We start from the raw sequence: 20,677 nt of genomic DNA, 5'->3' as shown, positions 1-20,677 counted from the left end.
ATCACCGCAACGCGTGCGGCGCGCCCCCCCGTGACCACGCTCTCGGCTGCGCCCTCACAGGCGCAGCTGGGCCAGATCGAGAGCCAGGCGCAGACCCTGCGCCTGCAGGTCGACGGTCTCTCACGAAGGACCGCGTCCTTGCGCCTGCAGCACGCACGCGCCCTGCAGCGCAGGGTCAAGCTGCCCGCGCTGCAGCGCCACTATGAATCGCTCAACCGCGCAGTGACCAGCCGCCGTCAAGACGTCACCGACGCAAGCTCCCGGCTCGAGAAGACGCAGCAGCTCGTCCCCTCCCCTTCAGGGGAGGTTCCAGGTCTCACGCTGCTCACCGAGGCCTCGATGCCCACGGCGCCGCTCAAGTCGAGAAAGAAGCTGCTGGCCTTTCTGATCGGCGGCGCGGGCGCGGTGCTGAGCCTCGCACTCGTGGCGTTCGTCGAGGTGCGAAAGAACCGGCTCACCGTGCCGCCACAGATCGTGAGCCATCTCTCGGTTCCGCTGCTGGGCGTGATCCCTCGGTTCTCCGAAAGAGCGCTTGCGAATGGCGAGAAGCGCATCGCGCGACTCGATCTGCAGGCACTGGCACGCCAGGTGCGGGCATGCGTGCCCCCCCACGGCGGTCAGATCCTGCTGCTCAGCCTCCTTCCCAGCGAAGGAAAGACCCGCGTGGCGCAGCTCCTCGTCCCGGAGTTTCGCCGTCGCCGCGAGAGCGTGGTCTTCAGGGAGTCTGTCGCGCGCGAGGAGACCGACCTCTCGCGCGCCACCGCGAATGTCGACGCGGTGGTGCTCGTGATCGAGAACGGCGTGCACGCCATCGACGAGCTCCGTCTTCTCGTGGAAGACCTGAGAGCGGTGGGTGCTCCGCTGAAAGGTGGAATCGTGACGAAGGTCGACGCCTTCTACATGGCCATGGAGGGCGCGCTGCCTTGAACGTGACCCACGTCCCCCGTCGTCTTGCCGTCTCACACTGGGGCGGCACCGAGACACACATCATCGAGGTCGCCCGAAGACAGAACCGCGACGGTCTTCAAGCGACCATTCTCTGCCCCGACGCGCTCTCCGACACCGCCGAGGAAGAGATCGCGACGGTTCCCATCCTTCGGGTGCCCTACTTCTATCCCTACCTGGGCCTGAAGCCGGAAGCAGTTACGGCACTCGACCTCTCCGGTGGAAACATGTTCTCGTTTCACCTGATGCGCGAGCTCATGACGCGGCCAGGGCTCGACGTGATCCATCTGCACACCGCCCGTCGCATCGGCGCCATCGGTCGCTGGGCGGCGCGCAGGCGACATCTCCCCTACGTGATCTCGCTGCACGGCGGACTCGAAGAAGCGCCTCTCGCCGATGCCAACGGCGCTCCCGTGGCCCCTTCATCTCTACGTCTGCAGGCGCACCCTGCACACGGCGCGTTCGAATGGGGAAAGGCGCTGGGATGGTGGGTAGGATCGCGCCGCGTGCTCGATGATGCCGCGGCCATCATCTGCGTGGGACAGGCAGACCACGAGCGCCTCTCGCGCGAGCGCCCCGATGCACGGGTTGCATTCCTGCCGGGCGGCGTGGAGGCTGCGCACTTCACGAACGGAGATGGCGCTCGATTCCGAGCGCGCTGGGGAATCCCGCCGACCGCCCGTCTCCTGCTCAACGTCGGGCGGGTGCATCCCCAGAAGAACCAGGCCCTCATCGCGCGCATCCTTCCTCATCTCAGACAAGCGCATGGCGACGTTCGACTCGCTGTCGTAGGCCCCGTCACAGACGAAGCGACCCAGGCCGTACTCACCGAGATGGCCGGCGCGCTCAGCAAAGGCATCGTCACGATGACCGGTGGACTTCCTCCAAAGGGACAAGAGCTCGTCGATGCCTACCACGCGGCCGACTGCTTCGTGCTGCCCTCGAACCACGAGCCCTTCGGACTCGTGGTGCTCGAGGCCTGGGCCGCCACGCGTCCGGTCGTCGCCAGTCGGACGGGCGGTCTCTCCGGCTTCGTGCAGCACGGCGTCGACGGGCTGCTGTGCCCCCTCGGCGAGGAAGCCGCGTTCTTCAACGCCATCTCGCTCGTGCTCGGCAATCGCACGCTGGCCAGATCGATGGCCATGAACGGGCGCCGCCGCGCGCTCGATGAGTTCACCTGGGACAGCGTCACACGCCGTCTCTCCGCGCTGTATGAAGAGGTCATCCGTGAACATCGTCTTCGTAAGTGAGATCTGTGGCTGGCTCGGCGGCGTGGAGCAGAGCATCGCCGACGCCACCCGACTTCGAGCCCGCGGCCACGCGTGCTATCTGGCCTACCGCCACGCCGGGCGCGACGCATCCGGCTACGCGACCCGCTTCGACGATACCGCCCCGTTCACGGGCGCGCAGCTGCGCCCCCTGCTCACGCGCTGGCAGGCCGACGTGGTGTATGTCCACAAGCTCGACCACGCCTCGAGCCTGCTCTCGCAGCGAACGGCGGTACCTATCGTGCGCTACGTGCACGACCATGATCTCTGCTGTCCCCGGTCACACCGCTACTTCGCGCGAGACGGTCGCATCTGCGACCGTCCGGCCGGTCTTCGCTGTCTGCTCGACGGCGCATTCCTGAAACGATCGCGGGGTCGTTTCCTTCCGTGGCGCCTCGTGAACGTCGCGGGGAGACTGGCTGACCTCAAAGCCCACGGCGGCTTTGATCGCCTCATCGTCGCCAGCCGCTACATGCGCGATCTGCTCGTTCGAAACGGGCTCCCACACGACCGCATCGCGCGCCTGCCCCCCGCCGTGGATCTGGGGGAGACCTTTCTGAGCCCCCCACCCGGCGATCGCCGGGTGCTCTATGTCGGCCAGCTCGTGCATGGAAAAGGGGTCGACCTGCTGCTCGAATCACTTGCGATGACGCGAGGGGAATGGTTTCTCGACATCGTGGGTATGGGTCACGCACGCAGCGCACTGGAGAAGCAGGCGAGACGGCTGGGCCTCACTGACCGGATCGTGTTTCACGGCTGGCTGACCCCGACCGAGCAAGGCCGGCTCTACCGTGCCTGCGACATCGCGGTGGTCCCATCGCGGTGGCCTGAGCCGTTCGGCATGGTCGGACTGCAGGCGATGCTCTGGGCCCGGCCGGTGGTGGCGTTCGACGTGGGCGGCATCAGCGACTGGCTCGACCACGGAAGAACCGGTCTGTGCGTGCCAGAGCAGGACGTGCGCGGGCTCGCCGCAGCCGTCGACCGCTTGCTCTCTGACAAGGTGCAGGCGAGCGACATGGGTCGGAGCGCTCGGCGGCGGGTTCAGGAGCAGTTCTCGTTCGCGCGCTACCTGCGCGACCTGGAAGCCCTGCTCGCGACCGCGGCAACCTGAGATCTACAGCGTGATGGAGGTCAGATCGTGAGCCCTCTCGTGTCAATCCCGAAAGATGCCGGTGCATCACTCGACGATGTGCAGGCGCAATCAAACCTGACTCCCCGGCAGCTGCTCATCTGGGTGAGTCAGGAGATGGACCCACGCGCCTTCGATCAGAACGTGGCGGGTCTGTTCATCGTCGACGCGGCCATCGACGGTCGTGCGTTCCAGCAGGCCGCCCAGATGCTGGTGCAGTCGTGCGACTGCCTGCGCACCGTCATCGACGCCGCGCACGGCGTCCCTCGGCAGCGCGTGCTCAATCACATCGACGTGATGATCGAGACGCTCGATCTTCGTGGCACCGCTCAGCCCGAGCGCATCGTGAGACATCTCGCCTCGGAACGTGTGCGCAGGCCCTTCGAGCTGCGCAGACAGCTGTTCGAGCTCTCTCTCTACCACCTGCAGGACGCGCGGTCGGCCTGGCTGCTGACCATGCATCACATCGTGAGCGATGGCGCCTCAGTGGCCATCATGCTCGAGATGCTGTCCGGGCTGTACGCGCAGGCGCTGCGAGGCGAGCCCCTCTCCCTCGCGCATGAGGTCGTCCCGTTCAAGGCCTTCATCGACAGCCAGCGCGCCTATGTCGCCAGTGCGGAACACACCGCCGACGCCGCGTGGTGGGCCGCGCAGCTTGCAGACGGGAGCCCGACGCGCCTCTATGGCAAGCGCGCCCCCACGCTCGGAGGAAAAGCCCGACGACGAACGGTCGGCCTCGGCGACGCCCGCAGCACGCGGCTGCGCGCGCTTGCCGAGCGCGTCTCTCCCCTGCTCGGAACGCACCAGGGAACACAGAACCTTCTCGTGACGGCCTTGCTCGTCTGGCTTCACAAGACGGGCCCCAACGAGGCGCTCACCCTTGCACTGAGCCACCACAACCGCACCGCCACGTATCTCGGCACGCCGGGGCTGCTCATGCAGCTGCTCCCCATGCGCGTGCGTCTCTCGCCTCGCGACACCTTCGTCACGCTTCTCGAGCGGGTCACCGACGCCGGACTGGAGGCGCTGGAGCACGCCCGATACGCGGTATCGAACCCTGTAGGCAAGCGGGCCTGGGACGTGGTGGTGAACTACCTGCCCGCTACGCTTGCGCAGTTCGCGGGACACGCGGTCGAGCATGAGTGGGTGTTCACCGAGCACGCCAGCCAGGCCCTCGTGATGAACATCCACGACTTCTCCGCGAGCAACCGGCTCACGCTCTCGCTCGACACCCTCGAAGAAGCGTTTCCGGAGCCGTGCCAGGCGCTGCTGGCCGATCACTTCCTGACCGTCGTCGACGCCATGCTCGAGAACCCGCTGCAAACCATCGGCGAGATCAACGTACTCACTCCCGACGAGCGGGCCTCGCTCGTCTCCGTCAGCCTGCCTGCCCCCGCGTCGCCCGAAGGCACCTTCGTCGATCTGTTCGAGGCCAGTGCGAGACGAAGAGGAACGAGGCCGGCCGTGGTGGGAGACGCGGCCACCCTGACCTTTGATGCGCTGAACACGCAAGCCGAGCAGCTCGCGCATCGGCTCATCAGTCTGGGGATTCGCCCTGGAACCTTTGTTGGCGTTCTTCTCCAGGACAGCACTCTCGTGCCCATCGCGGTGCTGGGCGTGCTGAAAGCGGGGGCGGCGTACCTGGGGCTCGACGCGAAGCACCCGGACGAACGCATCGACTTCATGCTCGAAGACGCGTCGGTCGAAGTGGTCATCACCGAGCGATGCCTGACGCACAAGGGGAGAGCCTCCGGCATCCGGCGACTCGTTCTCGACGACCTCGCCGAGAGCGAGCTGCTGGCGGCCCTTCCCAGCGCGCCAGCGGCGCCCCGTCCCGCGCTCGACGATCTGGCCTACGTCATCTACACGTCTGGCTCGACCGGTCGCCCCAAGGGGGTTCGTGTGAGGCATCGCTCCCTGGCGGCCTTCCTTCAGGCGACGTCGACGGCCTGGATCGATGAAGACGACACGGTCTGGTTCACCAGTCCGCTCACCTTCGACATGCACGTTGGCGATCTGCTGCTCCCCCTCTCCATCGGGGCGGCGGTAGCCCCAGTGCCACGCGACATGGTGAGCGATGGGTTGCGTCTGCGCCAGCTGTTCGAGACGGGGCGCGCAAGCGCGTCATTCGCGACACCCTCCACCTTTCGCATGCTGATCGACGCGGGTTGGCGAGGCGACGCGCGCATGAAGCTGCTCTGCGGCGGCGAGCCCATGTCGACCGATCTCGCCCGAGAGCTGTCGACCCGCGTGGCCGAGCTGCAGAACGTGTATGGGCCGACCGAGACCACCTGCTACGTGCTGGCCCACAGGGTCGGCCACGAGGAAGGCAGCGTTCCCATCGGTCGCCCGCTGCCCGGGGTGCGAACCTACATCGTCGATTCAGAAGGCTGCCTCGTGCCCAGGGGCGTGCCCGGCGAGCTGTGGATCGGTGGCCCGCAGGTCGCCCTCGATTACCTCCATGCGCCCGATCTGAGCGCGGCGAGCTTCACGCCCGATCCGTTCTGCGACGCGCCAAACGCACGCGTCTACCGCTCGGGAGACCTGGTTCGTCTGCGTTCCGACGCAGCCATCGAGTTCCTGGGACGTCTCGACGGTCAGGTGAAGATACGCGGATTCCGCATCGAGCTCGGAGAGATCGAGGCCGCTCTCGCGCGACAGCCGAGCATACGCGACGCGGTTGTGTGCGTCTCTGATGATGACAGTGGTGAGCGACGTCTCGTGGCCTGGTTCTGCGGCGATGCAGACATCGGCGCCCTGCGCGAGGCACTGCTTCGTCAGCTCCCCGAGTACATGGTGCCCAGCGCGTTCGTTCCCATGGAGAGCTTCCCCCTCACCGCGAACGGGAAGATCGATCGCGCACGGCTGCCCCGCCCGACCATCTCAGAGCGAGCGAAGCCCTCGACTGACGCGGAGACAGAAGACCTGCTCGAGTTCCAGATCAGGAAATCGTTCGAAGATGTTCTCGGCGGGCAGCCCGTGCAGCTTGACGACAGCTTCTTCGAGCGGGGAGGCACATCGCTTCTCGCCGTGCGCCTGCTGAGCCGTCTCGAGCAGACCCTCGAGCGCCCGGTGTCGTCGCTTCAGGTGCTCTTCGAAGCCCCCACCCCCCGCGCGCTGTCGAAGCGCCTGCGCGAGGCCGGCTGGGAGGCCCACCTGCGCGCACTGGTGTGCCTCCAGCCTCGCGGCGATGGGCCGCCCTTCTTCTGCGTGCACGCCTTCATCGGTGACGTGTGTCGTGACCTGGCGCGCCACTGCGGCCTGCGCAACCCGTTCTACGGATTTCAGCCACGCGGGCTCGATGGACGCGAGCAGCCCCTGCGAACCGTGCGCGAGATGGCGATGTACTACATCACACAGATGCGCGCAGTGCAAGCAGAAGGTCCCTACATGATCGGAGGCTACTCGTTCGGCGGCATCGTGGCCCACGAGATGGCCCGGCAGCTTCACGAAGCGGGTGACTCAGTGGGGCTGCTGGCCATCATCGACACAAGCCCGGTGAACCACCGACCGAGAACCCTCCGTGCGAAGCTGCGCAATCTGGTGAATCGGCCGCTGATTGCGGCAGAGCAGATGATGGCGGCGCTCCGCAGAGCGTCGTCGCACTCGCTGGCTGCTCGCGTCGGACGGCGCCTGCGCCTGGCCACGCGCAGACCCACAGGCGACCGCTCTGACGCAAGGGCGTTTGCGGGGGTGATCGGCATGATCTCCGAGATGTACGGAATGTCATCGTGGCCGCGCAACTACCAGCAGATCGCCCAGCAGAACCTTCTCGCCATGCTCGGGCACACGCCCGGCTGCTACCCTGGCGAGGTGACCCTGATCCGCAGGCGCTCGGCCACCTACCGCTTCGCCCTCGAACCTGACGATCGTGCTTGGAGCGAGGTCGCCGAACGCGTCACGATCCACCACGTCGACGGCGACCATGACGAGATCATGGTCGAGCCCGGCGTGCGACAGGTGGGCAGCATCGTGCGTGCGTGCCTGACAAGCGCAGCCTTGATGTCGTCCCCTTCTCCCCAGAGCTCAGAACGCCACGACAAGGAGCCCTCATGAACGATACCCCATCGATGCAGACGAACGACGGATCGCGGCTGCTCTCCCCCACGGTCGCAGCCCTCTCAGACCTCCCCACCCTGTTCGAGGCCCAGGCCAGGCGCCAGCCGCATCGCCCCGCCCTCACCTGTGCGGGCTCGACCCTGAGCTATGAGGCGCTGAATCAGCACGCCAACCGCCTCGCCCACGCGTTGGTGGCGAGAGGGGCCGGTGCCGACCAGGTGGTGGGCGTGCTGCTTCCCCGTTCGTTGGAGCTGGTGATTGCCATGCTGGCGGTGCAGAAAGCCGGAAGCGTGTGCCTGCCACTCGAGCCCGCCCATCCCCCGACACAGACCGCGTTCATGCTCGACGACGCCGACGCTCGCTTGATCATCACGCGAAGCGCGCTGCTGCCCGGCATCTCGTCTCCCGAATCGGCCCTGCTCTGCCTCGACCGCGAGACAGAGACCCTCGAGCGCGCCCCGACACACAATCTGGCGCGAACGATTCGCAGCACCAGCGGATTCCAGATCATGTTCACCTCGGGCTCGACCGGACGTCCGAAGGGGGTGCGTCTCACGCACGGCGGATTCTCTGCGTTCCTGGCGTCCATGACCCACGAGCCGGGCATGAGCGAGCACGACTCGATTCTCGCCATCGCGAGCGTGGCCTTCGATCCGAGCCTGGTCGAGATCTATCAGGCGCTGGCCTGCGGCGCACATGTCTCTCTGCTGTCACGCGACGTCGCGCGTGACGGGCACGGGCTGCTCGAGCACGTGCGCGCCCTGCGCCCCACCATCTTGAACGCCACGCCAGCCACCTACCAGATGCTGCTCGAGGCTGGGTGGCGCGCAGACGAGACAACACCAAAGATCGTCTGCGGCGGAGAGACCATGACGCCCACGCTTGCCGCTGCGCTCCTCGCGCGCTCATCGTCGGTGTGGAACGTGTACGGCCCCACCGAGACCACCGTGCTGTGCGCGGTGCACCGCGTTACCGCTGCTGAAGAAGTGATACCCATCGGCCACGCCATGCCCCACGCTCGCCTGCTCGTTCTCGATGAGGCGGGGAATCCCGTCAACGCGGAAGAGAGCGGAGAGATCTGCATCGGAGGCATCGGCGTCACCGGAAGATACCTGAAGCGGGAGAGCCTGACGCAGGCGCGCTTCGTGCCTGATCCGTCGGAACCAGGCGCCCTTCTCTATCGCAGCGGAGACAGAGGGCGCTTCCGCAGCGACGGGGCGCTGCTCATGCTGGGTCGCATCGACGAGCAGCTCAAGGTGAACGGGGTTCGCATCGAGCCACAGGCCATCGAGGCCGTGCTCGAACGTCACGACGCCGTGCGACAGGCTGCCGTGGTGAAGCGTCCGGAAGGCATGGTGGCCTTCATCGTGACCCTCCCCGAAGCAGAGGTCACCGACCTCGCGCTTCGCGAGATCGTGGCGCGCTGGCTGCCGCCGAGCATGGTGCCGGGTCGCTTCGCACGACTTCCTCAGCTCCCGCTCAATGCGAATGCAAAGATCGATCGGCGCGCGCTCTCTGGCGTCGCCCTCGACCTCGAGGTCTCTGCGAAACCGCCCGCTGCCACAGCGCCCGGGACACCGCTGCAGGAACGACTCGCCGAGATCGTCTCGCGCGTGCTGCAGCGACCGGTGATCGATGTGGAGCAGCCCTTCATCGCCATGGGCCTCGACTCCATCACGGGCACCCGTCTGACGCGCGCCATCGAACAGGCGCTCAACGCCCGCATCACCGCGAGCGTCATGCTCCGAGCGCGCTGCATCGCCGATCTGGCCACGGCTTTGGAAGCAGGACCAGACCTGGGCTGAGGTGGGCGCGGTCGGCCTCAATAGGCGCCGCGCCCCGTCAGGACCGCGGGAATGGTCGCCGCCATGATCTTCATGTCGGTGAACGCCCCGCGATTGCGGATGTATTCGAGATCGAGACTGACCTGCTGGCGAAAAGACAGCTCAGATCGTCCGCTCACCTGCCACAGGCACGTCAACCCGGGCACCACATCCAATCGTCCCCAGTCTCGCGCCGAGTAGCGCTTGACCTCACAGGCCAGGGGCGGCCGAGGGCCCACGATGGTCATGTCTCCCCGAAGCACGCACCACAGCTGGGGGAGCTCGTCAATGCTGTAGCGACGCAGGATTCGTCCCACCGGCGTCACGCGTGGGTCCTTCCTCATCTTGAAGATCACGCCGCCTGACTCATTCTGATCGGCAAGGCCATCACGCATGGCCTCGGCCCCCATCACCATCGAGCGAAACTTCGGAAACGCGAAGTGCCGTCCACGTCGCCCGACGCGCGTCTGCCAGTGCAGCACCGGTCCCCCGTCGTGCAGCTTGACGAGAAGAGAGACCGCAATCACGACGGGGCTGAGCAGCAGCGACGCGGAGAGCGCGATGACGACATCGAGCGTGCGCTTCCATGCGTGATAGACGGTCACGCGTCTCCCCCAGGACGGCCACGGCTTCATCCGTGGCCAGGAGACCCAGGTGACCTCACAGGTCTCGTGATCGGCCGGCGTGATCGGCTCTTCGAGCTCCTCCACCGGCTTCTCCGCAGCAGACGAATTCCTGAGCATTCGCATCTCCCGTTCACATCGATCTACGCGCAAGCAGGTCGCTGATGTTGAGCACCAGCGCAACCCCTCGACGTGGGCTGAAACCGCGTCACGCGAACGCAAGACGAATTTCCATGGCGCCCAGGGTGTAAACCGACAAGCGAACGGGCAGAAGCAAATTATCCAGACAAATGAAAGAGGCGCCGATTGGTACGGCGCCTCCGAAGAAGAGAGCTCGAGGGACGGGGAACCACGTCCATCAGCCGCTGTTGTGCGGGCCGATGGACCTGGGGAGCGGACACGTGGAGGAGAGGGCTTGGGACCTCTCGCTGTGAGTCGGCTCGAGCACTGCTCGGCGCCTCACCGTTCCGCTCACGTGAGGTAAGAGGGGAGCACACGACCCGTTTGCACGGCCAGTTGTAAACAGTTTGTTGCTGTTTCCTGAACGACTTGTTAACGCGCGCAAGCCTGGCGGTCAGCCCACCGCGCTGAAGCGCAGGCCGACGTTGTTCGAAAGCGCCACCGACGAGAACACCGAGAGGCTGTCGATGACATCGGCATAGATGTCGAGCAGGGGAAGCTCGATGACGCGAATCTCCGAACGACCGAACATGGGGGTGTCATCCCAGGCGGGGAGCTCGTTCTCGATGGGCAGAAAGGGCATGAGACGCCCGCCCACGGTCTCCCCGAACACGTTGGCCCCGTCTTTGAAGAGACGGCTGAAGCGCTCCGGGAGATTCGTCCCGGTGCTCTCGTCGACCTCGAGCCCATCTCGTCCCAGATTGACCGTGAAGCCGCGGTTGCTGTAGATCAGGGTAGGGCGCTCTCCCCCCTCGAACTCGAAGAACAGCGCGGCGCGCATCCCCGTGGGATCGGGTCGCGGCTCTCCGTCGACATAGATCTGGGCCACGGGCCACTTCACCTCGGCCAAGACCTGTGAGAGCCGCTCAAGCTCCTCGTGCAGGTTGAGCGTGTCGCTGTGCGAGAGCGCGTCATCGGAGAACGAGAAGCCGACGAGCCGATTCTCGGGCTCGAGGGTCGACACGATGCCGAGGAACGTGGTGAGCCCTTCGATGCGCACCTTGCACCCCTCTGCATCGGCGAGCACGTTGAGACCACAGCCTCCGCACACCTCGAGGATGGCTGTGCTGCCCTCCATGAGATGCTTCTGTCGCATCTTCTCCCATTCGAATCGCGGCCGCCCGCTGTTGTAGTAGTCGGCGATGCGCTCCTGGAAGAGGCGGCACGGGCGATAGGCGATGGGAAAGATATCGATCTCGACCAGATGAAGGCTCCGCAGCACGATGTGCTTCTCCCTTTCAATGCGACGACGGCGCCGGGCCTCAGGAGACCCGGCGCCGCACGCCCCGACGATCTGCGGCTTCGCCTCAGGCGTGCGCGGGAACCTCTTGCTGGAAGCGCCGGAAGACCCCGCGCCCCGCGTAACGTGCACCGTCGCCCAGCTCCTCCTCGATGCGGAGCAGCTGGTTGTACTTGGCGATGCGCTCGCTGCGCGACAGGCTCCCCGTCTTGATCTGACCCGCATTGGTGGCAACCGCGAGCTCGGCGAGCACCACGTCCTCGGTCTCGCCCGAGCGGTGAGAGATGACGTTGTTGTAGCCGGCCTTCTTCGCCGTCTCGATGGTGAGCAGGGTCTCGGTCAGGGTGCCGATCTGGTTGAGCTTGATGAGCACGGCGTTGGCGATGCCCGCCTCGATGCCACGAACCAGGCGCTTCGTGTTGGTGACGAAGAGATCGTCACCCACGAGCTGCACACGCTTTCCGAGGCGCGCGGTGATCGATTTCCACCCGTCCCAGTCGTCCTCGGCGAGGCCATCCTCGATGGAGATGATGGGGTAGGCGTCGATCCACTCCTCGTACATGTCGATGAGCTGCTCGGATGAGAGCTTGCGGCCACCGCTCTTGCTCAATGTGTAGGTGCCGTTTTCGAAGAACTCTGTGGAGGCCACGTCGAGCGCGAGGGAGATGTCCTTGCCCGGCGTGTAACCCGCGACCTCGATGGCCTCGACGAGAAGGTCGAGGGCTTCGCGGTTCTCCTTGAGGTTGGGCGCGAACCCACCCTCATCGCCCACGGCGGTGTTGAGACCGCGCTTCTTGAGCAGGCCCTTCAGGGCGTGGAACGTCTCAGAGCCCATGCGCAGCGCCTCGGAGAAGCTCTCGGCGCCCGCGGGCATCAGCATGAACTCCTGGACGTCGAGATTGTTGTCGGCGTGCGCGCCCCCGTTCACCACATTCATCATGGGAACCGGGAGCCAGTGCCCGAACACGCCGCCGATGTAGCGATACAGATCGAGCTCGAGCGCGCTGGCCGCCGCCCGCGCCGTGGCGAGCGACACGCCCAGGATGGCGTTGGCGCCCAGCTTGCTCTTGTTCTCGGTGCCATCGAGATCGAGCATGGCCCGATCGACGAGCATCTGGTTGCGTGCGTCGAACCCCAGGAGCGTGGGCGTGATAAGCTCGTTCACGTTGCGAACGGCCTTCTCCACCCCCTTGCCCCCATACCGCGCCTTGTCACCGTCGCGCATCTCGAGGGCTTCGTGAGCCCCTGTCGAGGCGCCGCTCGGAACCGCCGCGCGGCCGCGAGCCCCTCCACTGAGATGCACGTCGACCTCCACGGTGGGAAAGCCGCGTGAATCGAGCACCTGTCGCCCCTTGATATCGACGATCTCGTACATGAACTGACTCCTCGGAACTCGCGTCTCCTGGACCCGCGCCTGCGCTGTGCGAGAGCACGAAGGCGACACCGTGGCCTGCCGTGGCCCGACGGCACGCGCAGAACGTCGGCGCCTCGGGGCGAATCGCCGCCTGGTCTCAGGGCTCGCCGGGGTTAGGCGGGAGGTTCTTCGATTCCTCCCACAGGCTCTCCATCTCGGCGAGGTCGAAGTGCGACACGGCGTGGCCACGCGCCGCCGCCGTGGCCTCGATGTGCGAGAAGCGGGTCACGAACTTGCGGGTGGTCTGTCGAAGCGCATCTTCTGACACCACGCCCATGACGCGACAGAGGTTGGCGCAGGCGAAGAGCACGTCGCCCATCTCGTCACGCGCGTGGGCGTGGTCGCCTTCGGCGATCTTGGCCAGCGCGGAACGCGGGTCTTCCCACTTGAAGCCCACGTCGGCGGCGCGCCCCGCCACGCGCTCAGCAGCCAGAAGCGCGGGCAGATGGCGGGGGATGCCGTCCATCAGCGAGACCGGCTTCTCGCGCGCAGCCCCCTTCTCCCGTGCCTTGATCTCTTCCCAGTTGCGGCGCACCGCCTCGGGAGAATCGGCCGAGGCGTCGCCATAGACGTGCGGGTGGCGACGCACCATCTTGTCGACGATGCCCTGGGCCACGTCATCGATGGTGAAACGGCCGCCCTCCCGCGCCAGCTCGGCATGGAAGACCACCTGCAGCAGCAGATCGCCCAGCTCTTCACGAAGGCGCCGATCGAAGTCAGGTGACGCGGTGGCGCCCTCGATGCACTCGAGAACCTCGTAGGCCTCCTCGATGAGGTACGGGGTCAGGCTGGCGTGCGTCTGCTTGCGATCCCACGGGCAGCTCGCCCGCAGAGTGGTCATGAGGTCGACAAGCCGATCAAACGGGGTCTCGCCTCGGGGCGGGGGATGACCTCCGCTGGCGGACGCGGCCGATGCCTCGCTCACCTGCCGGGCGCTCCTGACGGGGCGCTGCTGGCCGACGCAGCGGGGGCCATCGCGCCAGGGGCTGAACCCGCTCGGAGGGCATCGAACTTCGACTTCACATCGGCCTTCACGCGCAGGCGCTGCACGTACTCGCCCTGGCGCATCGACACGAGACGATCTTCGATGTCACCCTTCAGCTCGTCGTAGGTTCGCTTTCGGCTCGTGACCTTCAAGATGGCCCAGCCGCCCTTGGTCTGGACGGGGCCACCGATCTGGTTCACGGGTATCGTGAAGGCGATCTTGGCGAAGGCCGGATCGAGCGGAGCGCTGTGAGGCACCCAGCCGAGGTCGCCGCCGCGCCCCTTGCTGCTCTCGTCTTTCGAGTTGTCACGAGCGATCTGCTCGAAGTCACCGCCGGCCTTCAGCTGGCCCACGATCTTCTCCGCGTCTTCCTTCTTGTCGACGAGGATGTCATAGATGCGCGCCTGCTCGAGCTGCTCCTTGTACTGATCGTACATCTTCATCTTCTCCTGCTCCGGGATCTCGAGCAGGATGAGCTTCTTGAGCTCGTTGAGGCGGTGGATGTACCGCTCCACATCAGCATCGGTCATGTTCTTGCTCTTGAGCATGGCCTGGTACTGCGGGGTCTTCTTCAGCTCATTGAGCTGGGTCTGGACCTCCTTGTCGTCGATCGTGATCTTGTCCTTTCGCGCGGCCTGGGTGATGAGGCGATCGTCGACGAGCCCCTGCAGCACTTCGGGCCCGTGAAGACGGTTGAGCTCGACATCGAGCTCCTTCTGCTCGATGTTCTCCCCGTTCACGGTGGCCACGACGTTGCCGCTCGGCGCGGCAGCGGGGGGGGTGGATTCTCCGGCTTTGTTCGGGCAGCCGGCCGTGAACAGAGCCGAACCGATGAGTAGGGCAGCGATGCCTGAGCGGGCAGCGTGAACGACGGTGCTTGACATGGGTGACTCCTTATCTGGCGCCCGCGGCGTGTTCTCGGGGATTCATCTGTCTCAGAAGGCTTCGATCGATGCGTGCCCGGTCGACCGGTGAGGTCGCGCTGAGACGATTCGAGAGAGGGCTCGGGGGCATGGGCGCGCCGTGGTTCGACGCCCCTCTGTCGCCTCCCTCCCCATCACGGACTGTGTGGAAGGTAGAGCGTCGAACCGGCTCGAACACCCATTCGCTGCGGCTGCACCCCGATTCGAACCTCGCCGAGGAGAACCGCCCTGTCCCGCATCGTCACGGCCCTGCGACGGCTCGACAAGCGCGTCGAGCGACTCGTCTCGTACGGCCCTCCTCCTCGGGCGATCCCCTGGGTGCTGGTGGGCCTTGTGGCATTGCTCGCGCTGGCCACCTTCGTGCACTACAAGAGCCCGTTTGGCATCAGCATCGACCTGTATGTCTTTGCGATCATCTACGCTTGCTTCTTCTTCTTCGCCCGCGCCCTGGTGCTCATTCCCATCTGCCTCATCCTCAACGACCTGAGCTACGTCCGTCCCAACGCGCTGCCGGCCTTCGTGCTGCTCAATGCCCTGCTGCTGGTGAAGTGGATGGCGCTCGGACTGTTCACGGTGGTGACCCTCACGAAGTTCCGGGAGACCCGCCGCTACCAGAGCCTGATCCAGAAAGACGTAGCCTTGGCCCGCACATTGCAGCGCGCGCTGATGACCCCTCGATTCGAATCCCCCGCCGTGCGCGTCGATGCCCTCATCCACCAGACCCATGAGATCGGGGGCGATTTCTACTGGTTCCGCCCGTTCAAGGAGAAGTACGTGGTGCTCTCCCTGGGTGACATCATGGGCAAGGGCATCCCCGCGTCGATGGTGATGGCCATCGTGATGGGCTTCTTCTACGAGTGGGGCAAGCAGAGCTTCTCGCCGGCCGACATCTTGAAGCGCCTCAACGAGCGCCTGTACTCGCTGTGGAAGAGCGACGACGCGTGGTTCGTCACCATGTTCTACGCCATCTACGATGAAGAGTCTCGTGAGCTGGTGTTCTCGTCCGGCGGACATCAGGCGGCCCTGCTCGTGCCCGCCGAGGAGGGGCGCCCCATCGAGCACCTCAAGACCGAAGGGCTGCCCGTGGGCATCTTCGACGAGACCGAGTGGGAAGAGAAGCGCGTCTCCCTGAACAAAGGTGATCGACTGGTGGTCTTCACCGACGGGGTGAACGAGGCGCGCAACCCGGAAGGCGAGATCTTCACCACGAACCGCCTCGAGGAGGTGCTGCTCGCGTCGCGCCGCCTGGCGCCTGCAGAGGTGGCACGAACCGTGGCGCAGCGCGTGCGTGACTGGGTGGCCAGCGACGACCTGGGCGACGACGTGGCGATACTGGTGATGGAGATCAAGGCCTGAAGGGCTTGCAGCGACGCGCTACTTCTTCACCAGATCGATGGACACCGAGTTGATGCAGTACCGCAGACCTGTGGGCTTCGGGCCATCATCGAAGACGTGCCCCAGATGTCCGCCGCAGCGCCCGCACATGACCTCGGTGCGCACCATGCCGTAGGCGGTGTCGGTCTCGGTGTGCACGGCCTTCGCGTCAACCGGCTGCCAGAAGCTGGGCCAGCCGGTGCCGGAGTCGAACTTGGCCTTGGCGTCGAAGAGCTTCTCGCCGCAGCCCGCGCACACATAGGTGCCAGTGCTGTGCTCGTTCCAGTACTTGCCGGTGAAGGGCCGCTCGGTGCCCTTCTCGCGCAGCACGTAGTACTGCTCGGAGGTGAGCTGCGTGCGCCACTCGGCGTCGGTCTTGGTGACCGGGAAGTCGCGCTTCTCGGTTGCCTTGTGGGGAACTTTGCACACGGTATCGCAGCTGGGGCTGGGGCCCTGGGACGGCTTCTGCGACTCGATGGCCGCAACACCGGCGCCAGCAAGCAGCGTGGTGAGGGCGGTGGCGGTGAAGATCTTCTTCATCTGGGGGGCCTCCTCAAAAGCAGGTGGGGGGGCTGTCTCAACGAGAGACGACGATCTCCCGAGAGAGGTTCCCCTGCATTCTACCGCGTCTCGGGCAATTGTCCAAGGACTGCCGTTGCGAAACCTCGAATCGTGTACGTGCGTCAGAGCGAGCATATCGGGGCGATACAGGCAGGGGGAAGACCGATGAGCGAAGGTCCACCGTCAGCGGTTCCTGAGAGAGGCGGCCTCAGTAAACGCAGATTCGGGCCGTACGCGGTGACCGATGAGATTGGTCGCGGCGCCATGGGGGTGGTCTACCGCGCCCATGACCCCACCCTCGATCGGTCGGTGGCCATCAAGGTTCTCCCCTCGACCAGCGGCGATCCCACCTATGCTGAGCGTCTGCTGCGCGAAGCCCGCGCCATGGGCCATATCGACCACCCCCACATCCTCGGCGTGCACGCCGCCGGTCGTGAAGGCGACCAGCTCTACGTCGTGATGCCCCTCGTCACAGGAGAATCGCTGGGTGCGCGCCTGACCCGCGAGGGGCGTCTATCGCTGGCGGAGGCGCTGCGCATCACCCGAGAAACCGCCTCCGCGCTGCAGGCGGCGAGCGCGGCGGGCATCGTGCACCGTGACATCAAGCCCGACAACCTCCTGCTCGACGCGCAAGGGCACGTGAAGGTGGCCGATTTCGGGCTCTGCCGCGATCTGAACGCCACCCGCAGCCTCACCATGTCGAGCGACTACGTGGGCACCCCGCGCTACAGCGCGCCAGAGCAGTGGCTCAACAAGCCCCTCGACGGTAGGGCCGACATCTTCTCACTCGGCGTCTGCCTCTACGAGATGCTGACGGGGCGACCGGCCTTTGACGCCGAATCGCTGGCCACGCTCATGCAACAGGTTCTTGAGAGTGATGTTCCCCCAATCACGCTCGAACGGCCCGATCTCCCCGAAGAGGCCAGCGCGCTGCTGCGCAAGATGATGGCCCCGGATCCGGACGACCGCTTCCGCGACGCAGGCGCCCTCATCGACGCCATCGACGCCGTCCAGACCCAGACCGAACGCGCCGCTCGCCCGTCAGGCAGCGCCCCGACATCGGCGTTACAGACCGGAACCCCCGCACCGCCCGATCTGACCGCCACGGTGGCCCAGCCCGGGGCGAAGGCTGCCCGCCTCCCGCGCCCATCGACAGCGGCTCTACCGCGAGAGAAAGACGATGCGCCGGCGCAACATTCGCCCACCCTCAAGCAGGGGACCGCGATCTTCGTCGCCTGCGCGCTTGGCGTGGTCTTGCTCGCAGGCCCACGGCTTCTCTCGAGAGAGACGCGCCGCGCCGAGATCCCGGCGCCGCCGGCGACGTCCGCCGCAACGGCTGCTGCAACACCGGCGGCAGCCCTCCCACTGAAGGTCTTCGTGAGCGACTTTCGTCCGACAGCGGGCGCGTCGACCAACCGCTCGGTCGACTGGCTGCGCGTGGCCGGTCCAGATCTGGTGATGGAAGCGCTCCGTAACGAGAAGCAATGGCTCTCGACAATTCCCCGAGAAGATGTAGAGCTGACCCGTCGTCAGCGCTTCTCGACGGTATCGCCAGACGACCCCGTGGGCCTGCGAGACGTGGTACGCGCCGCGGGGGCACGCCTGTTGCTCCAGGTCACCTACGGTCCGGGATCCGAAAACGGCACACTCACGCTGACGGGTAGTCTCTACGACTTCGACACGCAGACCCAGATCGAGACCTTCAGCATCGAGAGCTCCATCAAGCCGAGAGCGTTGCTGCAAGGGCTGCAAAAGGTAACCGACTGGTTGGCCGGCGCCCTGGCGAGCGACTTCCACATCGCTTCGTCTCACCAGAGCGGCCATCCCATGCCACTGCTTGCGCAGAGCGCTCCGCAGAAGACTGAATCACAAGGTGGTGGTGGTGCGCACGCGATCTCCCCACCCCCCCAGTCGGCGTCCCGCCTCTCCGAAACGTTGGCGGCCCCGGGGGGCAAAAAAGCGACGGTTCGCGCTGACGACGCTGATAAATCGACCTCCCCCACCGACGCCGACCTCGAAGCACTGACCCTCTACAACGAGGGACTCGAGAAGATGACTCACAGCGACAACCCTGAGATGCTCAAACAGGCCTGGAAGAGCTTTGACGGTGCGGCTAAACGCAGCCCAGGCTTCGAGCTGGCGAGAACAAAGCGAGTCAAGGTGGAAACGATGCTTGCCAGCAAACATGCCTCCTCCACACCCGCGGCGCGCTGAGACCCAGGCTTCGCGGCGCGCTCAGTGCTGCGGCGCGTCGAGGGGCACGAGCGGATTGGCGTCGGGCATGGGCCACACCACGCCGCCCTTGGCGTACATCACATCGAAGGCGTTCAAGATGGCCGGCCAGCGATCGCCGAACGTGCCCCAGTTCTTCTTCAAGACCTCCGGGGTGAGCAGGTGCGAGAAGTCGCCGTCGTCGTCGCGGGTCTTCATGTAGTCGGCGTAGCGCCACGCACCATCACGTGACTTGATGTCGACGATGGGGGTCATCAGCTTCCAGATGTCCATCCGGCGCACCTCGCCCGGGCGAACCTGGGGGGGATCGAAGCACGGCTGGATGACATCGTGCTGCTCGCGCCACGCCAGCAGGTTGTTGGCGTACATCACGAGACGATCGCGCACCCGCGTGTCGGCCGTGCGGCCCGCCTGCTCATAGAGGGCGAAGGCCGCGGGGAACATGGGGCGCGAGTCAGAGGCCAGCTCGGGGAACTCGACGCTGAAGTCGCCCGGCAGCGCAGCCGTGCCGCTGGCCTGGGCCAGCGCGCGATCGTAGACGAGGCGGCTCTTGTCCGGGTCACGTGAACCGTCGGCCGAGAACTGCGCGACGACCTCATCGGGCGTGACGCTGCCGCCGCGCTGGGCGCGGAACTTCAGGTAGGCGGCCCCAGCCGCGCCCATGTCAGCGAAGATGGCGCGGTTGCCTTCTTCGAGCATGGTCAGCATGGTGTTCACCACGGCTTCGGTCTTGTCGCGCAACGTGCGTCCGGGCGCCTGCCGCAACAGACGGCCGAGGCGCTTGGAGGTGCTCACCGCAACCCGCGGATCGACGGGACCCACCCCTTTGGCCAGCTCTTGAAGGCCACGGCTCGAACCTCGCGCGAGGGCCGCGATGGCCCGCGCGTCGGTCTGGCCGAGCGGCGCCTTTGCGGCAACGCTTGCCGCGGCGAGGGCAGCGGGGCCGGGCACCTGACCGAACGCGAAGCGCAGCACGGCCACCATCGTGTTGGCGCTGGTGTCGAGCGCGCCGGACAGCGCGTGGGCCACGCACATGCCCTGGCCCGCGCTTCGCGAGGCGTAGACCGCCAGGGCGTACCAGTTCGGTGGCCCCTCGTTGCGGCCGCTGGGATCGATGATCTGCTGGAGCACCGGCGCCATGTCGGCATAGGTCTGGGTGATGCAGTAGTTGATGTCCTCGAACCGCTTGCCGTTGGCCAGGATGGCCGGCACATCCGGCGGTGTGAAGGCCTTCGTGGCCGCGACCGCGGGCAGCGTAGCGGAAGGCGACTGGGCAGGGAGCGGCGCGCCGATGGAAACGGCGTCAGACGGAGACGTCTGGGAAGCAGGCAGCGCGGAGGAGACCGCGGGCCGCGCGCCCTGCGCGGGGGGCAGCAGGCGCGGAAGTGGGGGGGTGTCAGCGGTAGGCTTCATCATCAGCAGTACACTCTTTCTCACCGTCATCTTACGATGCCTGCGCCCCGCACATATTGCCGGCGTGTTGCGATCCGGTCAGGAATGCCCACAGCAGCAGCGATTCTCGTTGCAGAGACGAAGGTCTCGAACCCCTGCGCGTGTCGCGAGAGAGGCACGTTGCGGCACGTCCGGAGGGTGTGCTTCACGCCTGCGCGTCGCACAAGAGCGAAAGCGACCCGCACGGCGAAATATCCCCGACATGAACTCCATCTCGCTGGGCGGCGGCCCGTTCGAGCCGCTCGAACCGCTCACCCCGCAGAAAGCCCCCATCGCGGCCTCTGCCTCCGCCGCCACCCACGACACCTTCGCTGTCGAGGGCCCGCGCGCGGCCGCTCCCACGCGTCCCGCCGCCGTGGCGCGCGAGGCGGCCGACCCCGCGCGGCAGGCGTCCCCGCGACCCTGGCCCCCCGCTCCAGGCGATCTCCCTCGGGTCACCGCCTGGGCCGCTCTCGCCTCCCGCGGCCCG

14 protein-coding genes are annotated in these 20,677 nt (G+C 66.2%); 7 read left to right on the top strand and 7 right to left on the bottom strand.

All coding sequences use genetic code 11. The features are described from left to right. The first annotated feature begins 596 nt into the window (after window positions 1–596). Genes EB084_02405 through EB084_02390 form a run of 4 tightly spaced genes read left to right on the top strand, consistent with a single transcriptional unit; the run spans window position 597 to window position 9,206 of the window. Window positions 597–2,195, top strand: a complete 1,599-nt coding sequence (locus EB084_02405; GenBank protein NDD27103.1) for a glycosyltransferase family 1 protein — start codon at window positions 597–599, stop codon at window positions 2,193–2,195. Beyond that, window positions 2,113–3,324: a glycosyltransferase family 1 protein gene (locus tag EB084_02400; GenBank protein ID NDD27102.1), complete on the top strand. Its 1,212-nt coding sequence runs from the start codon at window positions 2,113–2,115 to the stop codon at window positions 3,322–3,324. The genes EB084_02405 and EB084_02400 overlap by 83 nt, the downstream gene beginning before the upstream one ends. 27 nt (window positions 3,325–3,351) lie before the next feature. Continuing rightward, on the top strand, window positions 3,352–7,398 hold the full coding sequence (locus tag EB084_02395; protein NDD27101.1) for an amino acid adenylation domain-containing protein: 4,047 nt from the start codon (window positions 3,352–3,354) through the stop codon (window positions 7,396–7,398). After that, complete coding sequence (locus EB084_02390) at window positions 7,395–9,206, top strand: amino acid adenylation domain-containing protein (protein ID NDD27100.1); 1,812 nt, start codon at window positions 7,395–7,397, stop codon at window positions 9,204–9,206. Before EB084_02395 ends, EB084_02390 begins: the two co-directional genes overlap by 4 nt. A 17-nt stretch (window positions 9,207–9,223) precedes the next feature. Here EB084_02390 and EB084_02385 read toward each other — a convergent pair whose 3' ends face one another. The 5 genes from EB084_02385 to EB084_02365 form a co-directional block, all read right to left on the bottom strand. Continuing rightward, window positions 9,224–9,973, bottom strand: a complete 750-nt coding sequence (locus EB084_02385; GenBank protein NDD27099.1) for a sugar transferase — start codon at window positions 9,971–9,973, stop codon at window positions 9,224–9,226. A 448-nt stretch (window positions 9,974–10,421) separates the two neighbouring features. After that, entirely contained in the window at window positions 10,422–11,249 is an 828-nt protein-coding gene (locus EB084_02380; protein ID NDD27098.1) for a hypothetical protein, read from the bottom strand. A gap of 85 nt (window positions 11,250–11,334) precedes the next feature. Further along, window positions 11,335–12,642 carry a phosphopyruvate hydratase gene (locus EB084_02375; protein ID NDD27097.1) on the bottom strand — a complete coding sequence of 436 codons (1,308 nt, stop codon included), beginning with the start codon at window positions 12,640–12,642 and terminating at the stop codon, window positions 11,335–11,337. 136 nt (window positions 12,643–12,778) lie between these two features. Next, a complete protein-coding gene (locus EB084_02370; protein NDD27096.1) occupies window positions 12,779–13,522 on the bottom strand; it encodes a nucleoside triphosphate pyrophosphohydrolase in 744 nt (247 codons plus the stop codon). Between the two features lie 80 nt (window positions 13,523–13,602). Continuing rightward, window positions 13,603–14,550, bottom strand: coding sequence for a hypothetical protein (locus tag EB084_02365; protein ID NDD27095.1), 948 nt, complete (start codon window positions 14,548–14,550; stop codon window positions 13,603–13,605). A gap of 378 nt (window positions 14,551–14,928) precedes the next feature. Between EB084_02365 and EB084_02360 the strand changes: the two genes are divergently transcribed. Then, window positions 14,929–15,945 (top strand): serine/threonine-protein phosphatase, encoded by a 1,017-nt coding sequence (locus EB084_02360; GenBank protein NDD27094.1) that lies wholly within the window; start codon window positions 14,929–14,931, stop codon window positions 15,943–15,945. Between the two features lie 18 nt (window positions 15,946–15,963). Here EB084_02360 and msrB read toward each other — a convergent pair whose 3' ends face one another. Then, the gene (gene msrB, locus EB084_02355; protein NDD27093.1) at window positions 15,964–16,503 is read right to left on the bottom strand and encodes a peptide-methionine (R)-S-oxide reductase; all 540 of its coding nucleotides are present in this window, start codon (window positions 16,501–16,503) and stop codon (window positions 15,964–15,966) included. Between the two features lie 186 nt (window positions 16,504–16,689). On the opposite strand from msrB, the gene EB084_02350 reads away from it, so the two are divergent. Continuing rightward, on the top strand, window positions 16,690–18,738 hold the full coding sequence (locus EB084_02350; GenBank protein NDD27092.1) for a serine/threonine protein kinase: 2,049 nt from the start codon (window positions 16,690–16,692) through the stop codon (window positions 18,736–18,738). Between the two features lie 21 nt (window positions 18,739–18,759). Here EB084_02350 and EB084_02345 read toward each other — a convergent pair whose 3' ends face one another. Beyond that, window positions 18,760–20,172: a hypothetical protein gene (locus EB084_02345; GenBank protein ID NDD27091.1), complete on the bottom strand. Its 1,413-nt coding sequence runs from the start codon at window positions 20,170–20,172 to the stop codon at window positions 18,760–18,762. 238 nt (window positions 20,173–20,410) lie between these two features. Here EB084_02345 and EB084_02340 point away from each other — a divergent pair. Further along, window positions 20,411–20,677 (top strand): hypothetical protein (locus EB084_02340; protein ID NDD27090.1); only part of this gene is annotated, 267 nt, incomplete at its 3' end.

This window comes from Pseudomonadota bacterium (assembly GCA_010028905.1).
Taxonomy (GTDB): domain Bacteria; phylum Vulcanimicrobiota; class Xenobia; order RGZZ01; family RGZZ01; genus RGZZ01.
This window is presented reverse-complemented; position numbering and strand designations above follow the sequence as displayed.